Below are 20,561 nucleotides of genomic sequence, written 5' to 3'. Positions count from 1 at the left end.
AAATCGGACAATCAAAAGAGACTTTCCTGCGACCCGTCGTCTGATGGTGAACGCGGTGCTTTGCGCTTTTGCGGTGGGGCGCCAGCAACATTGGCGCCGACTTCGCCATCGGCAAAGGTGAGTTTCAGCGCGTCGCCGGGTTTGAGACCGGCTGCGCTGCTGACCACGTCGCCGGCTTCGTCCTGAACCAGGGCATAGCCGCGCGCAAGGACGCTGCGGTAGCTCAGCGTTTCGAGCAGCTTTGTCAGTTGCGTCAGCGATTGCCGCCGGTCTGCGGTGATGCGATCGGGCGCCAGCGTCAGGCGCTGCGCGAGAGGCGCGAGCTGACCCTGTAACTGGCGGAGCTCAGCCCGCAGTGGCTGCGGCGATAGGCGCAGCGCGACACGCACGAACTGCGTCCGCTTGCGTTCGAATGCCTGGCCAACGGCACCCATGAGGCGCGCGGCGCGCGGGTCGAAGGTGAGGCGGGCGCGTTCGGTGGTCTTGTGCAGGCCGGCCAGGGCGCGATGGTCGAGATTGTCGATGCGGTTTGCAAGTTCGGCGTGGCGCTGACGTACGAGGCGCGGTTGGATGGAGCCGGCCAGGCGGGAGAAGGCCAGGCGACGATCTTGCACGAAATGGCGGAGGCCGCCGGAGAGGCGGGTTCCTGCCATATCGAGGGTCTGACGTTGTGTTGCAATGAGGTCGGCCGGGCGCGGCAGGCCGGCGCTGGCGGCGCGGAGGCGGTCTTTGAGGCTCGCAAGGCTGCGGCGAGCGGCCTGGCGTTGGCGGCTGCCTTGGTCATCGACATAAGCGATGAGTTCGGCGCGCACAGGCACGGCCGCTTCGGCGGCGGCGGTGGGCGTCGGCGCGCGCATGTCCGAGGCATAGTCGATCAGCGTCGTATCGGTTTCGTGGCCGACCGCGGAAATGACGGGAATGCCCGAGGCCGCGACGGCGCGCACCACGGCTTCCTCATTAAAACCCCAGAGGTCTTCGATGGAGCCGCCGCCACGCGCGACAATAAGAATGTCGGGGCGCGGAATGGGGCCATCGGGGAGGAAGGCGTTAAAGCCTTCGATGGCGTTGACGACTTCGGGGGCGCAGGTTTCGCCCTGTACGCGCACCGGCCAGACAAGGACGTGGCTCGGGAAACGATCATCGAGGCGGTGGAGAATATCGCGGATGACGGCGCCGGTGGGTGAGGTGATGACGCCGATGACGCGCGGCAGATAGGGTAGGGCGCGCTTGCGTTCGCGAGCAAAAAGACCTTCGGCGAGGAGTTTTTTGCGGCGCTCTTCAAGCAAAGCCATGAGAGCACCGGCGCCGGCCGGTTCGATCTGCTCGATGACGATCTGGTATTTTGACGAGCGCGGAAAGGTCGTCAGCCGCCCGGTAGCGATGACTTCGAGACCTTCCTCGGGCTTGAAGGCGAGGCGGCCATAGCTGCCCTTCCAGATGACGGCATCAATGGAAGCGGCGTCGTCCTTGAGGGTGAAATAGGCGTGGCCCGAAGAATGCTGGCCACGAAAACCGGAGATTTCGCCGCGCACGCGGACATGTCCGAATTCGTCTTCGACCGTCCGCTTCACCGCCTGGGCGATTTCGGAAACGGTAAATTCGGCAGCATTGGTCAGGACTTCTGGCATGGTGACTTGGTGCGGGAATTGCCGCGCCGGGTCAAGACCGGCGGTACTCGAAGTCGATAAAGCCGTCCTCGTCTTCCTCGCCTTCCACAAAGCTGCAACTCAGCATCAAGGCCGCACTGGCGACATTGCCGCGCTCAATGCCGGCGAAGAAGCGGGAGATGTGAGAGTAGGCCGGCTCTGCCATGAAGGCGGATAGAATGGCGCGTCCAATGCCGCGGTTGCGCATTTCTGGAGCCGTGAGCACAGCGAAACTGGCGTTGTTGTCGGGATAGGTCTCGCAGTCGAGAAGGCCAACCGGGGTGGTTTCGTCGAGAGCGAGATAAAGTTGGCGATCCGGCCCCTGCAAACTGAAGCCCAGCGCCGGCCACTCGCGTCCGCCCAGCCAGCGCTGGGTTTCGGTATCGTCGAACCAGGGCTCGACGATCGGTAGATCACTTGCATCTAGCGGCTTCAGGCGCAGCAAATCTATTCCGCCGCCTCCGCCTGGTGCGGATGTTCCAAATTGCCCATGGACTGCACGATGTGATTGGCGAGCGCGTCATAGATGCCACCATAGGCGTGGCTGCCACGCATCAATGCCATCTGCGCGTCGGGGAGATGGGGCAGGCCGTGTTCGTCGGAGACGACGCGCATGCCCGGCTGCAAGGCGCTTTCGGGCAGGAAGCCGATGGCGAGATCGGAAAGCACGGCCGAGGAAATGGCCGTGGCGTTGGAAGATGTATAAGCGATGCGATAGTCGGTGCCGGTGCGGTCGAGCGCGTCCATCGCGTCCTTACGCCAGATGCAATATTGCGGACCGCAGGCAATGGCGACCGGTTCGCTGGCCAGCGCCCGCCCGCCATGGCTCGCCACCCAGAACATTTTTTCGGTACGGAACAGTTCACCAAAATTCTGCTCGGTGCCTTGGGTGAAGACGATGAGGTCGTAGCGGCCGGCGCGCATGCCTTCGAGAAGGTGTTCGGACGCCATGCAGGACACGTCGACGACGATTTTTGGATGCGTGCGCTGGAAGCTTGAGAGGATTACCGGCAGGAGGCGTACGGCGTAGTCGTCCGGCACGCCGAAGCGGATGGAGCCGGCGAGATCGCCGTCGGAAAAATGGTCGAGGATTTCGGCATTGGTGCGCAGCATTTTCCGCGCGCGCTCATAAAGCACTTCGCCGTGGTGGGTGAGGGTGACCGTGCGGCCATCGCGCGACAGCAGGGCATGGCCGAGCCGCTCTTCGAGCCGCTTGATCTGCATGGAGACGGCAGATTGCGTCTTGTTCACACGCCGGGCGGCCTCGGTGAAACTGCCGCAATCGGCAATGGCACAAAAGCTCTGCAACTGGTCGAGATCGAGTGGAGCGGCCATGGCAGATCTCCCATCACTCATTTTGATTGAATGAATGAAATCTATTTGTTGGACGAATGGAAGTCCAGCGGGTTATCTCGTCATCATCGCCGTAAAAGGCGTCCTTCCGGCCGATCTCCCTTCGGCACAACAACATTTCGGAGACTTGAAATGGCTCTCTCGCTGCCCGGCGAGCGGTCAGTTGCGGCCGCCACGCCGACTACCCCCTTGCGCGCTTTTTTTGCCTTTGTCGCCAAGGTGAATACTGATCGTCAACGCCGGACCGTGCTCAAGAGCCTGCTCGAGCTGGACAGTGATCGCCTGCGCGATCTTGGTCTCTCCCATGCAGATATCCACGACGCCATGACCGCGCAGAACTCGCGCGCCGCCACCATGGTGCTTAACACCGCCCGAGCCCGCCAGGCTCTGCGCTAGCGCTTTCGTCCACGCCCCTCGGGCGCGGATGTCCCCCTTGGACCGAACACGATGTGCTCGTTCCATCTCCCGGGCCAGTTTTGCCGCTGGTCCCGTTTCCTGAAAACTTAACCGGGCTTGTGCTTGCACTCGCCCGGTTTTTTTCATTTTGGGGTTTTGGCTGCGGGCCCGGCGCCAGCCGTCACCGCCGGGCTTGTCCCGGTGGTCCATGCCGAGGCGAGATGGATTGCCGGGGCAAGCCCGGCAATGACGACGTAGGGAAGCGTTGCGCTTACAGAAACCGGACGCCGAGTTCGGTTTCGGTGTGCCAGATCGTTTCGCAATCGAAATTGCGGCCATCGGCCATGGAGAGCCGGAAGCGGTGCGGCAGGCCGACAATGCTCGTCACGACCAGTTTGGCGCCCTCTTCGGACAGATTGCGCACCGTGCAATCGAAAGTCGAATGCCCGTCATTGGTCACGATTCGTCCGCCCTTGAGCGTGCGATTGCGATGATATTTCCGGCGATCGTCTTCCATACTCTGTCCTGGGTCAGGGCAGGGCGGCAAAGCCTTCAGAGAACCCGTCCAGCGAAACCGGGATGCCCACGCCTTCTTCCGGCGTCTTGAAGACGACAAAAATCGCGCTCGTGCCCTTGGAGAGAACGTCGATCAAGCCATCGTCGAGCTCGACTTCAGCGACGCAACCATTGGGCAGGCAGCGCACAAAGGCGACGCGGCCCATATCGGTGCCGTCGACATTGAGGCCGAGGCCGTTGGGCAGCAATACGCCGAGCGGTGCGAGAACGCGGAGGAGCCGGGCTTCACGATCGGCGGTGCGCAACACGATGACCGAGAGGCCGACATTGGGCTGGTCTTCGGCCATGACGTTCTGAATGATGGCGCATTGTTCGGAGCTGGCGCCGGGCGGGGTGTCGCAACTCATCTGCCAGTCGCCATATTCGCCGCGCACGGTGCCCTGAGCCATAGCAGGGGTGGCGCCGGCAAGGGCGGCGACAGTCAGGGCCAGGCCGATCAGCCGCTTCGAAAATTCCATCACTCTTGTTCGTCTCCAGCCGAATTCGGGGCGCGGGGCGTTCGGACCTGTTTGAGTTATCCTTAAAGCCCTGTCAACCAAAGGGCGCGCTGCCGGCGATCTGGCAGCGAAACTGCGGCGCGCTTGAGGCAAAGGCTTCCGATTTTGTCCAGTTTTAAACAGTCGGAAGTGTGCGAAGCCGCGATAGACTCGGTCCCAGCAATGTGATTTAGGTCAAATCCGAGTTTTGCGCTCCGAGGTTGAGTCGGGGCGGCGTGAGCTATGCCGCTGTTTTCCACTCTCTTTCTTGGTGTGCGCCACCAGAATTGGTTAACAGGGGGTTTATGGTGACCGGTCAGTTCGTGAGGAAGTTGGGTGCCGCCGCGACGGCCATGCTGGCACTGATGCCCGCTTTCGCTTCCGCCCAGGAAATCGGTAAGGGCCATCCGGAGCCGGGCCAGTTCCACCTGCAGCAGTCGGTTACGCCGATCATGGATTCCATCGTGGCCTTCCACGACGGTCCGCTGATGTGGACGATCACGCTTATCGTGCTCTTCGTTCTTGCATTGCTTATCGTCATCGTGCTGCGCTTCAATGCAAAGGCCAATCCGGTGCCGGCGCGCTTCACGCACAACACGCTGATCGAAGTGGTCTGGACGGTCTTGCCGATCGTCGTTTTGATCATCATCGCCATCCCGTCCTTCGGCGTGCTGTCCGACCAGCTGACGACCCCCGACGGCGAGCGCAAATATCTCGGCGCGAACATCTTCTCGTTCGGCGAAGTCGAAGTTCCGGCCGCCTCTGTCACCGTCAAGGCCTCGGGTGAGCAGTGGTACTGGAACTATGAATATGTCGACGAAGGCGTCGCCTTTGACTCGAACATCCTTGGTTCTGCCGTGGACAGCTACCACCAGACGATCAAGCCGAACCAGCCGCGCCTTCTGGCTGTGGACAATGAACTCATCGTTCCGGTCGATACCACGGTGCGGATGCAGGTGACATCGAGCCCCTCGGGCGTGATCCACGCCTTCGCCGTTCCATCCTTCGGCATCAAGATCGACGCCGTGCCGGGGCGTCTCAATGAAACCTGGTTCAATTCGCGCGAAACCGGCCTCTTCTATGGCCAGTGCTCGGAACTGTGCGGCAAGGACCATGCCTTCATGCCGATCGCCGTGCGCGTCGTCACCGCCGAAGAATATCAAGCCTTCATCACGGCCTTCAAGGAAAGCCGTGACTATGCCAGCGCCGTCGCCGTGCTGCCGGCTATTCAGTAATAGGGTCAGGGGAGACCATAATGTCAGAAGCAGCACACCTCGAGGCCCATGCCACCGGGCATGACCACGCCGCGCACGACCACCACACACCCACGGGTTGGCGTCGCTGGGTCCTGTCGACCAACCACAAGGACATCGGGATCATGTATCTCGTGTTCTCGATCGTCGCCGGTATCGTCGGCGGCCTGCTCTCGGGCTTCATGCGCATGGAGCTGCAGGAGCCGGGTATCCAGATTTTCCATGGCCTCGCATCCATGGTCTATGGCATCTCCGACCCCTCCGGCTCGATCGACGCCGGCAAGCAGATGTTCAACGTCTTCACCACGGCCCACGCGCTGATCATGGTTTTCTTCATGGTCATGCCGGCGACCATGGGTGGCTTTGCCAACTATTTTGCCCCTCTGATGGTGGGTGCGCCTGATACCGCTTTCCCGCGCATCAACAACATCGCCTTCTGGCTGCTGCCGGTGGCCTTCATCCTGCTGTTGATGAGCCTTTTCTTTGAAGGCGCCCCGGGCTCGACCGGTTTTGGTGGCGGCTGGACCGTCTATCCGCCGCTCTCGACCGCGGGCCACCCCGGCCCCGCCATGGATTTCGCCATTCTCTCGCTGCACGTTGCCGGCGTGAGCTCGATCCTCGGCGCGATCAACCTGATCACCACCATTCTCAATATGCGCGCCCCGGGCATGACCATCCACAAGATGCCGCTCTTTGCCTGGTCGGTGCTGGTGACCGGCTTCCTGCTGCTGCTGGCCCTGCCGGTTCTGGCTGGCGCCATCACCATGCTGCTGACGGATCGCAATTTCGGTACGACCTTCTTCGCGCCCGAAGGCGGCGGTGACCCGGTTCTGTTCCAGCACCTGTTCTGGTTCTTCGGTCACCCTGAAGTCTACATCATGATCCTGCCGGGCTTCGGCATCGTGTCGCACATCGTCTCGACCTTCAGCCGCAAGCCGATCTTCGGCTACATGGCCATGGCCTATGCAATGGTTGCCATCGGCTTCGTCGGTTTCGTTGTGTGGGCTCACCACATGTACACCACCGGTCTCAGCCTTGACGTGCAGCGCTACTTCGTTGCCGCCACCATGGTTATCGCCGTGCCGACCGGTGTGAAGATCTTCTCCTGGATCGCCACCATGTGGGGCGGCTCGATCACCTTCCGCCTGCCCATGCTCTGGGCCATCGGCTTCATCTTCCTGTTCACCGTTGGCGGTGTGACCGGTGTGGTGCTCGCCAATGCCGGTGCGGACCGTGCCCTCCACGACACCTACTACGTCGTGGCGCACTTCCACTACGTGCTCTCGCTCGGCGCCGTGTTCTCGATCTTCGCTGGCTGGTACTACTGGTACCCCAAGATGTTCGGCTACATGTACAATGAGTTCCTGGGCAAGCTGCACTTCTGGACCATGTTTGTCGGCGTGAACCTGATCTTCTTCCCGCAGCACTTCCTAGGCCTTGCCGGCATGCCGCGTCGTTACATCGACTATCCGGATGCCTTCACGCTGTGGAACCGCGTGTCGTCGATCGGCTACTACGTGACCTTCGTCGCCATGCTGATCTTCTTCTACGCGACCTGGGAAGCCAGCCGTAAGAAGCGCCCGGCCGGTGACAATCCTTGGGGCGATGGTGCAACGACGCTGGAATGGACGCTGAGCTCCCCGCCGCCGTTCCACCAGTTCTCGACACTGCCCAAGATCGACTCGACCAACGCGCACTAAGTCGCGGCGACAAAGCGGGCGGATCGCGCTATGTGCGGTCCGCGCAAGAAGGAAAAATCCAGTGGCCTATATCGACGACAGCAAGGGGATGCCTGCTCTGGCAGGCGAGGCGCGGGTAGAAGACTACCTCGCGCTCTTGAAGCCCCGTGTGATGTCGCTGGTGGTGTTCACCGCGCTTGTCGGCATGCTGGTTGCGCCCGGTGGCATCAATCCCGTCATCGGCCTTATTGCCATTGTCTGCATCGCCATCGGCGGCGGCGCTTCGGGAGCGCTCAATATGTGGTACGATGCCGATATCGACGCCATCATGAGCCGCACGCAGAACCGGCCCATCCCGGCTGGTCGTATTACCTCGGGTGAAGCGCTGAGCTTCGGCCTGATCCTTTCGGGCTTTTCGGTGGCCCTGCTTGGCCTTGCGACCAATTGGGTGGCCGGCGGGCTGCTGGCCTTTACCATCTTCTTCTATGCCGTGATCTACACGATCTGGCTCAAGCGCTCGACGCCGCAGAACATCGTCATCGGTGGTGCGGCCGGCGCATTCCCGACCATGATCGGCTGGGCCGCCGTGACCGGGACGATCACTTGGGAAAGCCTCGCGCTCTTTCTCATTGTCTTCCTCTGGACCCCGCCGCATTTCTGGGCGCTGGCGCTCTACAAGCAGGGTGATTACGCCGCGGCCGGCATCCCGATGATGCCAAACGTCGCCGGTGAAGCCTCCACCAAGCGCCAGATCTTTGTTTACTCGGTCATTCTCGCCGTCTCGGCCTTCCTGCCGGTCTATCTCGGTACCGGTGGCTGGATCTATGGCGCCGTCGCCGTCATCACTGGCGCGAGCTTCGTCTATCTTGCCGTGCGCCTGCTGCGTGCGCCGACCAATGTCGACATGCGCAAGGCCGCGCGTCGCCTCTTCACCTATTCGTTGAGCTATCTCTTCGTGCTGTTCCTTGGCCTTCTCACCGACAGCTTCATTGCGCGCCTTGGAGGATTCTGGTCATGAGCGCGAAAAACCAGGCGCTTGAAACCATGACTGCCGAAGACAAGGCCGCCGAAACGCTGAAGCGCGTTCGTCGCCGCCGCTCTATTGCGCTGGCCGGCGCCCTTGCGCTTTTCGCGCTGACCTTTTACGTGCTGACCATCGTCAAGATGGGCCCGGCACTGTTCGATCGGGGTCTTTGATGACGCTTACGGTCGAAACCCCACAGACCAATGCCGAAAAGCGCAATCGCCGGGTCGGGCTTACGCTGCTGGGGGTTGCGGCCGGCATGGTCGGCCTCGCCTTCGCCTCCGTGCCGCTCTACCAGCTTTTCTGCCAGGTGACCGGTTATGGCGGGACCACGCAGACCGCCGAGGCCAATCCCAAGGGCGTCATCGCCCGTGAGATGAAGGTGCGCTTCGACGTCAATATCGAGCACAGCCTAGATTGGACCGTGAAGCCGGCCGCCGCGATCACCGACCAGATCGGTCGCGTCGATACGGTCAACTACATCGCGACCAATAATTCCGACAAGCCGCTCACCGGGCAGGCGATCTTCAATGTCGTGCCCGAAAAGGCCGGCGTCTATTTCAACAAGATCGAGTGCTTCTGCTTTACCGAGCAGACCTTGCAGCCGGGCGAAACGGTGGAAATGCCGATCGTGTTTTTCGTTGATCCCGATATCGACGAGAACCACGAACTGAAAACGATAAAAGAGATTACGCTCTCTTACACATTCTACGCTTCAGACAATGAGGGAAGCTGAACATGTCCGCCGCTATTGAAAAGAACCATGACTACCACATGGTCGAGCCGTCGCCCTGGCCCTTCGTGATGTCGGCTGCGGTGCTGGTCATGATGATCGGCGCCGTCTTCTTCATGAAGCAGTGGACCCCCTGGCTGTTCTTCATCGGCCTCGCCGCGGTGATTTACTCGTTCTACGCCTGGTGGGCGGACGTGGTGAAGGAAGCCAATGACGGGGTCAGCCACACCCCGGTCGTGCAGATGCACCACCGCTATGGCATGATGCTGTTCATCGCCTCGGAAGTGATGTTCTTCGTCGCCTGGTTCTGGGCCTATTTTGACGGCTTCTTCCGCTTTGATGACGTTGAGCAGTATGCCCGCGTCGCCTTTACCGGCGGTCACTGGCCCCCGGCCGGCATCGAGCTGTTCGACCCATTCCACCTGCCGCTGTTCAACACCCTGATCCTCCTGACCTCGGGCACCACCGTGACCTGGGCGCACCATGCGCTGCTGGAAAACGACCGCCAGGGCCTGCGTTGGGGCCTTGCCCTCACCGTGATGCTCGGCGTGCTGTTCTCCTACGTCCAGTATCTCGAATACACCCATGCCGGCTTCTCGTTCTCAGGTAACCTTTATGGCGCCACCTTCTTCATGGCGACCGGCTTCCATGGTTTCCACGTCATCATCGGCACCATCTTCCTGGCCGTCTGCCTGATCCGTGCCGAGCGCGGTGATTTCACCCCGCAGCGTCACCTGGGCTTCGAATTTGCCGCCTGGTACTGGCACTTCGTGGACGTGGTCTGGCTGTTCCTGTTTGCCTCGATCTATGTCTGGGGTAGCTGGGGCGTTGCCACGCATTAATGCCTGAGGGCAAAATCACGGGGGCGCGGCTTGGCTGCGCCCCCTTTCGTTTCCGCGGAATTCCATGAGCCAGCCCAACCCCGTTCTCACCGGCCTCCTTTGCCGCTGTCCGCGTTGCGGCAAAGGAAAGCTGTTTTCCGGCTATCTCAGGCTCGCGCCGTCTTGCGAGACATGCGGGCTCGATCTCAAATTCGCCGATAGCGGCGATGGCCCGGCGGTTTTCGTCATCTTTCTCGTTGCGCCGCTGGTCATCTTGCTGGCCCTGATCACCGGGGCGCTGGTGTCCATTCCGCCCTGGATGCACCTGGTTCTCTGGATTCCGACGACGCTGCTGCTGTCCCTGGCGCTGCTGCCGCCCTTCAAGGGCGTGCTGGTCAATCTCCAATATCGCCACGACGCCCATGAGGGACACCAATGACCCCCCTTTCGCGTCTTCGCCTCAGCGACTGGATTTTCGCCGTTCTCATGCTGGCGCTTGCTGCGGTTTGTGTCCTTCTCGGCTCCTGGCAGATGCAGCGGCTTGCCGAAAAGGAAGCGCTGATCGCTGCCGTCGATGCGCGTCTCGGCGCCTCCCCAGTCCCGGTTCCGCCGCCGGAAAGCTGGGATACGCTTGATGCCGAAAACCTCGTCTATCAGTCGGTCGAACTGACCGGCGCCTATCGCTACACCCAGACCGCGACCGTCTTCACCAGCCTTTCCGATCCGAAGGGGCAATATTCCGGCCCCGGCTATTGGGTCATGACGCCCTTCGAATTGCAGGGCGGCGGCACGGTCTTCGTCAATCGTGGCTTCGTGCCGCAGCAATATCAGGAGACCGCCGCGCTCGGTGATCTCCATGGCGAGGACCCCGGTATCGTGACGATATCAGGCGTATTGCGCACGCCGGAAGCGCCGGGCTTCATGACACCCGAAGCCGATATGTCCAACCGGATCGAATGGGTTCGCGATCCCGCGCGCCTCGCCAAGATGACCGATCCGGCCCTGGCGCCGATCGCGCCCTTCTATGTCGATCTGCCGGCCGGCCCTGCCGGCGAGCTCCCCCAGGCGGGCGAGACAGTGGTGAGCTTTCCCAATAATCACTTCGGCTATGCACTGACCTGGTACGGCTTTGCCATCGTCGCCGTGGTTATGCTCGGCTTCTGGCTGACCCGGCAGGCACGACGACCAGCGAGCGGTCCCTGACGCCGCACCGAGGCAAAACCTTGCGGTCAGCCGCCGCATTCACTAGGTTGCAACAATTCTAGAAGGGCCTTCCCCTCCGATGCAGTTTGTTTCGACGCGCGGCCAGGCGCCAGCGCTTGGCTTCTCCGATGCGGTCCTTGCGGGCCTGGCCTCCGATGGCGGCCTCTATGTTCCGCAAGTCTGGCCTGAGCTCAGCTCCGACGAAATCGCCGCCTTTGCCGGAAAATCCTACGCCGATGTGGCCTATGCGATCATTTCGCGCTTTACCGGCGACGAGATCCCGGCAGCCAAGCTCCGCGCCATTATCGATGCCGCCTATGCGAGTTTCCGGCACCCTTCGGTGACCCCGCTGGTCGAGATCGAAACCAATCATTTTGTGCTCGAACTCTTCCATGGCCCGACGCTCGCCTTCAAGGACGTGGCGATGCAGTTCCTGAGCCGCATCATGGACCATGTGCTCACTGAACGTGGTCTGCGCGCGACGATTGTCGGTGCGACTTCGGGCGATACGGGTTCGGCCGCTATCGAGGCTTTCCGCGGCCGCGACACGACGGATATTTTCATTCTGCATCCGCTCGGGCGGACTTCTGAAGTGCAGCGTCGGCAGATGACGACAGTCCTCGATGCCAATGTCCATAACATCGCGCTCGAAGGCACGTTCGATGATTGCCAGGACGCGGTGAAGGCCATGTTCAACAATCACGCCTTCCGCGATTCCGTGCGCCTCTCTGGCGTCAACTCGATCAACTGGGGCCGCATCGTTGCCCAGATCGTCTATTATTTCGTGGCTGGCGTGTCGCTCGGCGCACCGCACCGCAAGGTGAGCTTCACCGTTCCGACCGGCAACTTTGGTGACATCTTCGCTGGCTATTGCGCCAAGCGCATGGGCCTGCCGATCGAGAAGCTGGTGATCGCCACCAATGCCAACGACATCCTGCGTCGCACGATCGATACGGGCCGTTATGAGATGACTGGCGTGGCCCCGACCATCAGTCCGTCGATGGATATCCAGATTTCCTCCAATTTCGAACGCCTGCTGTTCGAAAGCGCTGGCCGCGATGCCGCTGCCGTTTCCCGCATGATGGCGGCGCTGAAACAGTCGCGCGGCTTCGACCTGCCGGAAAATTCCATCGCTGCCGTCCGCGCCGAATTTGCTGCCGGCACCTCGGGCGAAGCGGCGACCAGTTCAACCATTGCCGAGACCTGGGCCAAGTCGGCTTATCTGCTCGATCCGCATACGGCGGTCGGCGTTTGCGTCGCGCGCAATCTCTCGCGTGGGCCGGAGCCGATGATTACATTGGCGACGGCGCATCCCGCAAAATTCCCTTCTGCCGTGAAAGCGGCGTCCGGCATCGAGCCGGCCCTGCCGAGCTGGCTCGGCGATCTCTATCAACGGCCCGAACGGGTCGACGTGTTGGCCAATGACCAGCGCGTCCTGGAAACCTTCATCGGGACGCGCACCCGCGCGGCCTGAAGACGACAAACGGGCCTGGGCGGAAGGGAAGAACAAATCCCGCCGCCGGTTCAGGAGGACGAGTGTGACGGTACAAACGACGACCCTCGAGAACGGCATGGTGGTGCTGACCGATGACATGCCGCATCTGGAGAGTGCCTCCATCGGCGTCTGGGTAAAGGCCGGTGCGCGGTCCGAGCGCAAGGCCGAGCATGGCATTTCCCACCTTCTCGAGCACATGGCTTTCAAGGGCACCAAGACGCGCACCGCGCTTGAAATTGCTGAAGCCATCGAAAATGTCGGCGGCGATCTCAATGCCGCGACCTCCATCGAACACACCGGCTACTTTGCCCGCGTGCTCAAGGACGATGTGGTTCTGGCGGCCGACATTCTCTCGGACATCCTGCAGAACTCGACATTCGACGAAGGCGAGATGACGCGCGAAAAGCAGGTCATCGTGCAGGAGATCGGCGCGGCACGGGACAATCCCGACGACCACGTCTTCGATCTCTTCCAACAGGCTGCTTATCCGACCCAGCCGATCGGCCGCACCATTCTTGGCACCGTCGATTCGGTTCGCGCTTTCTCCCCGGAAATGGTGGGCAAATATATGCGCCGCAACTATGTGGGCGACCACATGGTCATGGCCGCGGCCGGCAATGTCGACCACGATGGCCTGGTGCAGGTCGCCAAGGAGCGTTTTGCCGATCTTGCGCCGAGCGGTGCGCCGGCCCCGCAACGGGCCGAGTATCAGGGTGGACAGGAACGTCTCGTTTCCGACCACGAACAAGCCCATATCGTCCTCGGCTTCGAGGGGCGCGCTTATAATTCCGACGGCTTTTATGCCGCGCAGGTGCTGGCTTCGGTTCTCGGCGGCGGCATGAGCTCGCGGCTCTTCCAGGAAGTGCGCGAAAAGCGCGGCCTCTGCTACTCTGTCTATGCCTTCCACTGGGCCTTTGCCGATAGCGGCGTTTTCGGCGTTGCCGCGGCGACGGGCGAGGACGAGGTTTCCGAACTCGTACCGGTGGTGCTCGACGAGCTTTTGCGCGCCGCCGATACCATCACTGACGAAGAAGTGACCCGCGTACGCAACCAGATCCGCGCGGGCCTCCTCATGTCGCTAGAAAGCCCCTCGGCCCGTGCCGGCCAGTTGGCCCGCCAGCAGATTCTTTGGGGACGCCCCATTCCCATGGCCGAGACGGTGGAGCGTATCAACCGCATCACCGCACAGCGCGTGCGCGATGTGGCCGAGCAGATTTTTGCCAATTCCAAGCCGACCTTGGCCGGTATCGGCCCGATCAGCCGGCTGGCCGATGTCGAAAGCATCGGCGAGACGCTGCAGCGCTAAACCATGCTCTGGCCCTGGTCGTCGCCAGAACAGTTGATCCATCTGCGGGGGCGCAGGATTTCCCTGCGCCTGCCACAGATGCGCGATTACCCCGCCTGGTATCAACTGCGCCGCCAGAGCCATGAATTTCTGAAACCCTTCGAACCGCGCTGGACCGAGGCGGATCTGGGGCGTCGTGTCTTCTCCATGCGCGTCCGCCGCGCGCGGCAGGAGGCCGAGCAGGGTACGGATTATACCTTTTTCGTGTTCCTCAATGATGGGACGGAAACGCTGGTAGGCGGCATTACGCTCTCCAATATCCGCCGCCGGGCCGCGCAATTTGTCAATCTCGGCTATTGGATGGGTCAGCCCTATGCCGGGCAGGGGCTGATGACGGAGGCTGTGGAAATGGCCCTTCGCTTCATTTTCGAAACGCTGGACCTGCATCGCGCCCACGCCGCCTTTCTGCCGCACAACATGGCTTCGCGCCGTGTGCTCGAAAAGAATGGCTTTGTCGAAGAGGGTTTTGCCGAGCGCTATCTGCAGATCGATGGGCGCTGGGAAGACCATGTCCTCATGGGCCTGACGCGCGAGCGCTGGGACAGTTTGCGCCTTGGCCGGCACAATCGGGTGGCCTGAAAGGGTTTTGCATGCGGTACGATTCCACACCGGCCTGCGTCGGCCGACTTGCCGCAAGCGTCAATCTCCCTTACCAAGAGGGCGCCCCTTCGGAGGTTGCCAACGACTTTTGGCTTGTCCGCCTGGCTTTTGAACAGGCTGACTGCCGCCACAATGAAGCCTTGTGTGGGAATTAGCTGCTCTTGATGCGTCCCTTTTTTGCTCTCGCAATCTTGCTTGCGCTCGCTTTTTTGCAGCCCGCCCAGGCGTTCGAAGTCATTTCCGTCCCCGAGGACGTGAATGCGGTCAATCTGTCCGATGTCATCGAGATCGTGCCCGGCACCGATGGCCGCGTGCAACTGTCGACGGCGCCCGACGCTGACGGCATCATCCGCCGCATCGAAGTGCTGGCGAGCGAGCAGGGGACCAACCCCTCTTTCGCGCTCTTTGCCCTGCGCAACGATTCCGATCAGCAGATCGAACGCCTGCTCGTTGCGCCCTTTTACCGCCTGCCGAGCTCTGGCGTGTTCCAGCCCGATCTTGGGGATGCGCGCATTACGGCGGTGACGCCGAGCGCCGGTATCCGCCCGGTCAAGCTGACTGATCCGGAAGCCGACGTTTTTGAGGTGACGCTGGACCCGGGCTCGACGGTGACGCTTATTGCCGAACTCTCGTCCGGTTCGCTGCCCGAGCTTTATCTCTGGCAGCCCAACGCCTATCGCGACTACGTCAACTCCTTCACTCTGTTCCGCGGCGTGGTGCTGGGCGTCGCTTCGCTTGCCGCTGTGTTTCTCACCATCATGTTCGTGGTGAAGGGGCGCGGGGTTTTCCCCGCCACGGCCGCCTTCGCCTGGGCGGTGCTCGCCTATCTCCTCATCGATTTTGGTATTTTGGGCCGTCTGTTCGGCCTCTCTGCTGGCGGATTGCAGCCGCTGCGCGCCGCGGCGGAGGCGGGCATAGCGACGACGCTGGCGGGGTTCCTGTTCATCTATTTGAACCTCCATCGCTGGCATCTGCGTTTCATTCATCTGGCGCTGGGTCTTTCAGCGCTGTTCCTAGCGCTTTTCGGCTTTGCCTTCTTCCAGCCCGAAATCGCCGCGACCATTTCGCGCCTTGTGCTGGCGCTGCTGGGGCTTTCAGGCTTCTTCCTGATCCTGCTTCTGGCCCTGCGCGGCTATGATCGCGCCGTGCTGCTGGTGCCCACCTGGATCATCTTCATCGCCTGGCTGTTCTATTCCTGGCTGGTGATTTCGGGGCAGGTATCCAATGACGTGGCCCAGCCTGCCGTTGGTGGTGGCCTTGTGCTGGTCGTCATGTTGCTCGGCTTTACTGCGGTGCAGCACGCCTTCTCGGAAGGGCAGGTGACCATCGGCACGCTGAGCGAAGTCGAGCGCCGCGCGCTGGCGCTGACCGGCTCAGGCGATTTCGTCTTTGACTGGAATATCGATCGCGACCGCGTCAGCGTTGGCGACGAGCTTTCCACACGTCTCGGCGAGAAGCGTGGTGCCCTGCGCGGCGCGATCAAGCGTTGGCTTGATCGGGTTCATCCCGACGACCGCGACCGCTTCCGTACCGCCTTCGATACGCTGGTGGAACTGCGTCGCGGCAAGGTTTCGGCCGATATGCGTATTGCCGGCCATGACGGCAACTACCGCACCTTCCGCATGCGGGTAAAACCGGTGCTGGGTGGCGATGGCCAGGTCAACCGCATCGTCGGAACGCTGCAGGACGTCACCGAGGATCGCGCCGCCCGCGAACGCCTGCTGCACGATGCCGTGCATGACAGTCTCACCGGCCTGCCCAACCGGCAGCTCCTGCTCGACCGGTTGAGCCGCGCCCTGGTGCGCGCCCGACAGCCCGGCGGCGTGAAACCGGCCGTGTTCCTCATCGATATCGACCGGTTCATGGAGCTTGAAGAGCGCATTGGCCATTCCGCTGCAGATTCGGTGCTGCTGGCCATTTCGCGCCGCATCGCCCGCGTCATGCGTCCGCTCGATACCGTGGCGCGCATTTCCGGTGATCAGTTCGCGGTGATCCTTGCCTCCGAACAGACCGCCGGCAAGATCGCCGAGAATGCCGAGCAGATCCGCAAGGCGCTGAAGGCGCCGTTCAATTTCGGCGACCGCGACCTCACCATTTCCGCTTCGATCGGCGTCACCATCTATGATGGCAATCCGGCGGAAGCCGGCGACGTCCTCCGCGACGCGGAACTGGCCATGTATTACGCCAAGCGTCTTGGCGGCGACCGGATTGAGGCCTATCGCGCCTCGGCCCGTTCCATCGCCAATTACAACCGCGCCAGCGAGGAAGACCTCGAGCGCGGTATGCGTCAGGGCGAGTTGCATGTGCAGTATCAGCCGGTGATGAACATCACCTCGGGCCAGATCATCGGCGCTGAAGCGCTGATGCGCTGGAACCACCCGACACGCGGCGTGGTCAACCCCGACGAGTTCGTGCCGCTGGCCGAACGATCCGGCCAGATCGAAAAGCTTGGCCGACTCGCCTTCGAACAGGCGGCGGCGCAGGCCAAGGACTGGATGACGACGATTGGCCTGCCCGAAGACTTCTTTATCTCGGTCAATCTCTCGCCCACCCAATTGGCGACCGAAACGCTGCTCAACGACATGCGCAATCTTGTTTCGCAGGACAAGACGCTGGCGGGGCACCTGAAGCTCGAAATCACCGAGGGTCAGGTGATGAGCAATCCCGAGCATTCCGCCTATATGCTCGAAGCGCTGCGTAGCCTCGGCCTTGGCCTGGCCCTCGATGATTTTGGTACCGGCAGCTCATCGCTGAGCTACCTGCACCGTTTCCCCTTTGACACGATCAAGATTCCGGCGGCCTTTGTTCGCATGGGCACGGAAACCGGCATTCCGCATACGCAGACGCCGATCATCCGCGCCATTATTGGGCTGGCCGAAGATCTCGATCTGATGGTGGTGGCTGAGGGTGTGGAAACGCTCGACGAGATCGAACGCCTGCGCCAGCTCAACTGCCGCTATGCACAGGGCTTCGCCTTCGGTACGGCCATGACCGGACCGGAAATGGCGAAGAAGCTGCTGGCGCAATTGGGACGGTAGTCTCGCACACCGGACCTCCTCGCCCCTTGCGGGAGAGGGACAGATTTTCTGCGTTCAGCAGAAAATCAGGTGAGGGGTGCTATCCTCCGCATGGGAGCGGGTGGCGACACCGAAAAATACCCCTCATCCGCCCTACGGGCACCTTTTCCCTCAAGGTGAGAAGGGGGCGGCGGTGCTGGGAAACAACTAAGCGTGGCCGGCGTCGGAACTCAGCGTCGCTCGCGTGATATGGAGGATTTCGAGCGCTTTTTCGTAGCGCTGCTCGACCGGTACATCGAAGAGCAAGGAGCTGTTGAACGGCACGGTGAGCCAGCCGTTTTCGGCGATCTCGCGCTCAAGCTGACCGGGGCTCCAGCCGCAACAGCCGAGCGCGAAGAGCGAGGCCTTGGGCGCTGGGCCGAAGGCCATGGCTTTCAGGACGTCCAGCGTCGCCGTCAGTCCAATTTCCTCGGTGACCTTATAGGTATTGCCGCTGTGATAATCCGCCGTGTGGAGGACGAAGCCGCGGCTTTTCTCCACCGGCCCGCCGCGCAGCACCGTGCGGTCGCGAATGCGATCTGGCAGGCGGATGACGGCATCGGGATCGCCGAGGTCGAGTTCGTCTAAAATATCGGCAAAGGTGAGATTGGCGAGTTCCTGATTGACCACGAGACCCATGGCGCCTTCGTCGCCATGACCTACGAGCAGGATGACGCTTTCGGCGAAGCGCTCGTCCTCCATGCCCGGCATGGCCACCAGAAACTGTCCTTCAAGTGTGTTCATGGCTCTGATTTTAGGCCCTCGGGACGACACTGCCAAGCGCTTGCGGGCCGCGAGGTAAACCAGGAGCCATCACGAAGGCCTGAACTGACGTCAGCTATTCCTTCATCCTCTCCTGCGCTAATGGCTTGCCCATGCGTAATCTTGCCCTCGCCACACTCGCGTCGCTGCTGCTTGTTTCCGCTCCGCTGGCCGGGGAAACGGAATGGCAGGAAGTCGTGCCCGGGGTAAAGCTGCGGCTCGTCAGTTCCGGCCTCGTCAAGCCCGATGGGGCGACCCTCTTCGGCCTCGAAATCGAGATGCCGGAGAACACGAAAACCTATTGGCGTGTGCCTGGCGAAACCGGTTTTCCGGCCGAACTCGATTTTGCCGGCTCCGATGGCGTCAAATCGGCCGAGATCGTCTGGCCGCATCCTCAGCTCGATACCAGTTCGGGCTATGTCGATTTCGCCTATTTCGGCAATACGTTGCTGCCCATCGCGGTCAGCGCCGATGATCCCACCGGCAACGTTGTGGTTTCGACCATGCTCGGCATCTGTTCCGACATTTGCCTGCCGGCCCAGGCCAATTTTACTTTGCCGCTGACCGATGCGGAGCCCGATCGGCCCAATGCCCTGCGGATCAAGCAGGCGCTTTCCGAAGCGCCGATTGCCTGGAGCGAGGGTGAGGCGCCCATCGGCAAGGTCGAGTATCGTGCCGCTGATCAGACCCTCGCCGTCTGGCTCGATGACGATACCGTCGATATCTCGACGCTGATCGTGGCTACCGAAACGGGGACGCCGCTCTTCGGCGTGCCGCAAAAAAGCCCGCAAGACGGCCTAGTGCTGCTTCCCATTCTGACGAAAACCGAGAATAGTAACCTCGAGGGCGAGGACGTTCAGGTGTCGTTCATGACCGGTATGGGAGCGTTCGAGCTTTCGCGAACCATTAGTGCTGGTCCGGCGAGCAATTAATCCCGGCGAGCCTTTGGGCTTGTAACGTGCGGCCAAGCCGCCTATCGCGGGATAGCGTTTTGGAGTATGGCGATGGCAAGTCGCCAATGGGCATGGGGCAAATCCTCTTATGATTGAGCGTGGCAATGCGATCCCTTCGGTTGGGATCAAGCTGGTGAATGCGTCCGGCGTAGCCGAAACCACCAGCGACGCAGTCCTTGGCTCGGGCACTGTAGTGCTCTTCTCCGTCCCGGGCGCCTTTACGCCCACCTGTCACGTCAACCACCTGCCGGGCTTTCTGGCCAATGCCAGCAAGCTCAAGGCGAGGGGTGTTGACCGCATCATCTGTGCCGCGGCCAATGATGCCCATGTCATGAAGGCATGGGCCGAAGCGTCGAATGCCCTCGGTGAGATCGAATTCATCGCCGATGGCAATGCCGATCTCGCCAAGGCTCTCGGCCTTGCCAAGGATTTTTCTGCCAGCGGCATGGGCACGCGCTATGCGCGCGCCGCCATGATTGTGCGGAATGGTTCGGTGAGCGATATTTTTGTGGAGGACGCCCCCGGCGTCAACGCCAGCGGTGCCCCTGCCGTGCTTATGGCGCTAGAAACGGCCCAAGCATGATGAGCCGGGAGAAAATCATGACCAAGCCGACCTTCACCCGACTTGTCGCTCTCGCCGGCCTCAGCGTCGCCCTTGCCGGGTGCTCCATGGGCAGCATGTTTGGCGGCGGCACCAGTTCCAATGCCAATCTGCAGAACGCGACTGCTACACCGCAGGCTGTGGCGCAGGCCCAGACCAATGCGCTGCCCGCCATTGCCACCGAATGTCCGCCGATCAAGGTGCGCGTCGGCGGCGAGGCCATGTACTACTATGGCGGCGGCCGCACCGGCGACGCCCGCGCGCTGCAGTATCAGGGTGTCATCGATGAAGTGACGCGCAATTGCGTCGTCTCGAACGGCCTCATCACCGTCAATATGGGCGCTTCCGGCCGCGTGCTGCTCGGGCCCGCTGGCAACCAGTCTTCGGTCAATGCTCCGATCCGCTTTGCGGTCGAGCGCGATGGCCAGGCTGTGTTCTCGGAAAAGTACACCATCCCGGTGGCGATCGCCGCGCCGGCCCAGTCGGCCGAGTTCGTAAAGGTGGTCGAGAATGTTGCCATCCCGTATCTGGGTGGCGAGAGCATCACCATCTGGGTTGGCTTCGATACCCGCGGCTAAAGCCTTGCGGT

At 61.7% G+C, this 20,561-nt stretch carries 22 protein-coding genes; 16 read left to right on the top strand and 6 right to left on the bottom strand.

Translation table 11 applies throughout. From position 1 onward, the window contains the following. Positions 1-11: 11 nt before the first annotated feature. Genes xseA through J7557_RS11415 form a run of 3 tightly spaced genes read right to left on the bottom strand, consistent with a single transcriptional unit; the run spans position 12 to position 2,981 of the window. Positions 12-1,628 (bottom strand): exodeoxyribonuclease VII large subunit, encoded by a 1,617-nt coding sequence (xseA, locus tag J7557_RS11425; protein WP_291420189.1) that lies wholly within the window; start codon positions 1,626-1,628, stop codon positions 12-14. Positions 1,629-1,659: 31 nt separating this feature from the next. Continuing rightward, positions 1,660-2,091, bottom strand: a complete 432-nt coding sequence (locus J7557_RS11420; RefSeq protein WP_291420188.1) for a GNAT family protein — start codon at positions 2,089-2,091, stop codon at positions 1,660-1,662. A gap of 2 nt (positions 2,092-2,093) precedes the next feature. Continuing rightward, positions 2,094-2,981, bottom strand: coding sequence for a LysR family transcriptional regulator (locus J7557_RS11415; RefSeq protein ID WP_291420187.1), 888 nt, complete (start codon positions 2,979-2,981; stop codon positions 2,094-2,096). Between the two features lie 150 nt (positions 2,982-3,131). Here J7557_RS11415 and J7557_RS11410 point away from each other — a divergent pair, with 150 nt between their 5' ends. Beyond that, entirely contained in the window at positions 3,132-3,395 is a 264-nt protein-coding gene (locus J7557_RS11410; RefSeq protein WP_291420186.1) for a DUF1127 domain-containing protein, read from the top strand. Positions 3,396-3,666: 271 nt separating this feature from the next. On the opposite strand, the gene J7557_RS11405 is transcribed toward J7557_RS11410, so the two are convergent. Continuing rightward, entirely contained in the window at positions 3,667-3,912 is a 246-nt protein-coding gene (locus J7557_RS11405; RefSeq protein ID WP_291420185.1) for a PilZ domain-containing protein, read from the bottom strand. Between the two features lie 13 nt (positions 3,913-3,925). Then, positions 3,926-4,429, bottom strand: a complete 504-nt coding sequence (locus J7557_RS11400) for an invasion associated locus B family protein (RefSeq protein WP_035087629.1) — start codon at positions 4,427-4,429, stop codon at positions 3,926-3,928. Between the two features lie 326 nt (positions 4,430-4,755). On the opposite strand from J7557_RS11400, the gene coxB reads away from it, so the two are divergent. The 12 genes from coxB (at position 4,756) to J7557_RS11340 (ending at position 17,638) form a co-directional block, all read left to right on the top strand. Further along, positions 4,756-5,682 carry a cytochrome c oxidase subunit II gene (coxB, locus tag J7557_RS11395; RefSeq protein WP_291420184.1) on the top strand — a complete coding sequence of 309 codons (927 nt, stop codon included), beginning with the start codon at positions 4,756-4,758 and terminating at the stop codon, positions 5,680-5,682. A 20-nt stretch (positions 5,683-5,702) separates the two neighbouring features. After that, entirely contained in the window at positions 5,703-7,400 is a 1,698-nt protein-coding gene (gene ctaD / locus J7557_RS11390) for a cytochrome c oxidase subunit I (protein WP_291420183.1), read from the top strand. A gap of 88 nt (positions 7,401-7,488) precedes the next feature. Further along, a complete protein-coding gene (locus J7557_RS11385; RefSeq protein WP_291420364.1) occupies positions 7,489-8,397 on the top strand; it encodes a heme o synthase in 909 nt (302 codons plus the stop codon). Then, on the top strand, positions 8,394-8,576 hold the full coding sequence (locus J7557_RS11380) for a hypothetical protein (RefSeq protein WP_291420182.1): 183 nt from the start codon (positions 8,394-8,396) through the stop codon (positions 8,574-8,576). The genes J7557_RS11385 and J7557_RS11380 overlap by 4 nt, the downstream gene beginning before the upstream one ends. Further along, the gene (locus tag J7557_RS11375) at positions 8,576-9,139 is read left to right on the top strand and encodes a cytochrome c oxidase assembly protein (RefSeq protein WP_291420181.1); all 564 of its coding nucleotides are present in this window, start codon (positions 8,576-8,578) and stop codon (positions 9,137-9,139) included. Before J7557_RS11380 ends, J7557_RS11375 begins: the two co-directional genes overlap by 1 nt. 2 nt (positions 9,140-9,141) lie before the next feature. After that, complete coding sequence (locus tag J7557_RS11370) at positions 9,142-9,978, top strand: cytochrome c oxidase subunit 3 (RefSeq protein ID WP_291420180.1); 837 nt, start codon at positions 9,142-9,144, stop codon at positions 9,976-9,978. Between the two features lie 64 nt (positions 9,979-10,042). After that, a complete protein-coding gene (locus J7557_RS11365; RefSeq protein WP_035087618.1) occupies positions 10,043-10,396 on the top strand; it encodes a DUF983 domain-containing protein in 354 nt (117 codons plus the stop codon). Further along, positions 10,393-11,160, top strand: coding sequence for an SURF1 family protein (locus J7557_RS11360; protein ID WP_291420179.1), 768 nt, complete (start codon positions 10,393-10,395; stop codon positions 11,158-11,160). The genes J7557_RS11365 and J7557_RS11360 overlap by 4 nt, the downstream gene beginning before the upstream one ends. A 79-nt stretch (positions 11,161-11,239) precedes the next feature. Further along, the gene (gene thrC / locus J7557_RS11355) at positions 11,240-12,634 is read left to right on the top strand and encodes a threonine synthase (protein WP_291420178.1); all 1,395 of its coding nucleotides are present in this window, start codon (positions 11,240-11,242) and stop codon (positions 12,632-12,634) included. A 64-nt stretch (positions 12,635-12,698) separates the two neighbouring features. Beyond that, positions 12,699-13,961, top strand: a complete 1,263-nt coding sequence (locus tag J7557_RS11350; protein WP_291420177.1) for a pitrilysin family protein — start codon at positions 12,699-12,701, stop codon at positions 13,959-13,961. Between the two features lie 3 nt (positions 13,962-13,964). After that, positions 13,965-14,579: a GNAT family protein gene (locus tag J7557_RS11345; protein ID WP_291420176.1), complete on the top strand. Its 615-nt coding sequence runs from the start codon at positions 13,965-13,967 to the stop codon at positions 14,577-14,579. A 185-nt stretch (positions 14,580-14,764) separates the two neighbouring features. After that, positions 14,765-17,638, top strand: a complete 2,874-nt coding sequence (locus J7557_RS11340) for an EAL domain-containing protein (protein WP_291420175.1) — start codon at positions 14,765-14,767, stop codon at positions 17,636-17,638. 186 nt (positions 17,639-17,824) lie between these two features. On the opposite strand, the gene J7557_RS11335 is transcribed toward J7557_RS11340, so the two are convergent. After that, complete coding sequence (locus J7557_RS11335) at positions 17,825-18,400, bottom strand: YqgE/AlgH family protein (RefSeq protein WP_291420174.1); 576 nt, start codon at positions 18,398-18,400, stop codon at positions 17,825-17,827. Positions 18,401-18,531: 131 nt separating this feature from the next. Between J7557_RS11335 and J7557_RS11330 the strand changes: the two genes are divergently transcribed. The 3 genes from J7557_RS11330 to J7557_RS11320 all read left to right on the top strand — a co-directional run bounded on the left by J7557_RS11330 (position 18,532) and on the right by J7557_RS11320 (position 20,550). After that, positions 18,532-19,350: a protein-disulfide reductase DsbD domain-containing protein gene (locus J7557_RS11330; RefSeq protein ID WP_291420173.1), complete on the top strand. Its 819-nt coding sequence runs from the start codon at positions 18,532-18,534 to the stop codon at positions 19,348-19,350. Between the two features lie 109 nt (positions 19,351-19,459). After that, positions 19,460-19,954: a peroxiredoxin gene (locus tag J7557_RS11325; protein ID WP_291420172.1), complete on the top strand. Its 495-nt coding sequence runs from the start codon at positions 19,460-19,462 to the stop codon at positions 19,952-19,954. Between the two features lie 17 nt (positions 19,955-19,971). Next, positions 19,972-20,550 (top strand): hypothetical protein, encoded by a 579-nt coding sequence (locus J7557_RS11320; protein ID WP_291420171.1) that lies wholly within the window; start codon positions 19,972-19,974, stop codon positions 20,548-20,550. Positions 20,551-20,561 lie beyond the last annotated feature (11 nt).

Source organism: Devosia sp. (assembly GCF_017744655.1).
In the GTDB taxonomy this organism is placed as follows: domain Bacteria; phylum Pseudomonadota; class Alphaproteobacteria; order Rhizobiales; family Devosiaceae; genus Devosia.
The sequence above is the reverse complement of the archived record's forward strand: the minus strand, read 5'-3'. Positions and strand labels throughout refer to the sequence as shown.

Coding starts and splice junctions, on each gene's coding strand:
- xseA (WP_291420189.1), bottom strand. CDS start 1,628: ATGCCAGAAGTCCTGACCAATGCTGCCGAATTTACCGTTTCCGAAATC.
- J7557_RS11415 (WP_291420187.1), bottom strand. CDS start 2,981: ATGGCCGCTCCACTCGATCTCGACCAGTTGCAGAGCTTTTGTGCCATT.
- J7557_RS11410 (WP_291420186.1), top strand. CDS start 3,132: ATGGCTCTCTCGCTGCCCGGCGAGCGGTCAGTTGCGGCCGCCACGCCG.
- J7557_RS11405 (WP_291420185.1), bottom strand. CDS start 3,912: ATGGAAGACGATCGCCGGAAATATCATCGCAATCGCACGCTCAAGGGC.
- J7557_RS11400 (WP_035087629.1), bottom strand. CDS start 4,429: ATGGAATTTTCGAAGCGGCTGATCGGCCTGGCCCTGACTGTCGCCGCC.
- ctaD (WP_291420183.1), top strand. CDS start 5,703: ATGTCAGAAGCAGCACACCTCGAGGCCCATGCCACCGGGCATGACCAC.
- J7557_RS11385 (WP_291420364.1), top strand. CDS start 7,489: ATGCCTGCTCTGGCAGGCGAGGCGCGGGTAGAAGACTACCTCGCGCTC.
- J7557_RS11380 (WP_291420182.1), top strand. CDS start 8,394: ATGAGCGCGAAAAACCAGGCGCTTGAAACCATGACTGCCGAAGACAAG.
- J7557_RS11375 (WP_291420181.1), top strand. CDS start 8,576: ATGACGCTTACGGTCGAAACCCCACAGACCAATGCCGAAAAGCGCAAT.
- J7557_RS11370 (WP_291420180.1), top strand. CDS start 9,142: ATGTCCGCCGCTATTGAAAAGAACCATGACTACCACATGGTCGAGCCG.
- J7557_RS11365 (WP_035087618.1), top strand. CDS start 10,043: ATGAGCCAGCCCAACCCCGTTCTCACCGGCCTCCTTTGCCGCTGTCCG.
- J7557_RS11360 (WP_291420179.1), top strand. CDS start 10,393: ATGACCCCCCTTTCGCGTCTTCGCCTCAGCGACTGGATTTTCGCCGTT.
- thrC (WP_291420178.1), top strand. CDS start 11,240: ATGCAGTTTGTTTCGACGCGCGGCCAGGCGCCAGCGCTTGGCTTCTCC.
- J7557_RS11345 (WP_291420176.1), top strand. CDS start 13,965: ATGCTCTGGCCCTGGTCGTCGCCAGAACAGTTGATCCATCTGCGGGGG.
- J7557_RS11340 (WP_291420175.1), top strand. CDS start 14,765: ATGCGTCCCTTTTTTGCTCTCGCAATCTTGCTTGCGCTCGCTTTTTTG.
- J7557_RS11335 (WP_291420174.1), bottom strand. CDS start 18,400: ATGAACACACTTGAAGGACAGTTTCTGGTGGCCATGCCGGGCATGGAG.
- J7557_RS11330 (WP_291420173.1), top strand. CDS start 18,532: ATGCGTAATCTTGCCCTCGCCACACTCGCGTCGCTGCTGCTTGTTTCC.
- J7557_RS11325 (WP_291420172.1), top strand. CDS start 19,460: ATGATTGAGCGTGGCAATGCGATCCCTTCGGTTGGGATCAAGCTGGTG.
- J7557_RS11320 (WP_291420171.1), top strand. CDS start 19,972: ATGACCAAGCCGACCTTCACCCGACTTGTCGCTCTCGCCGGCCTCAGC.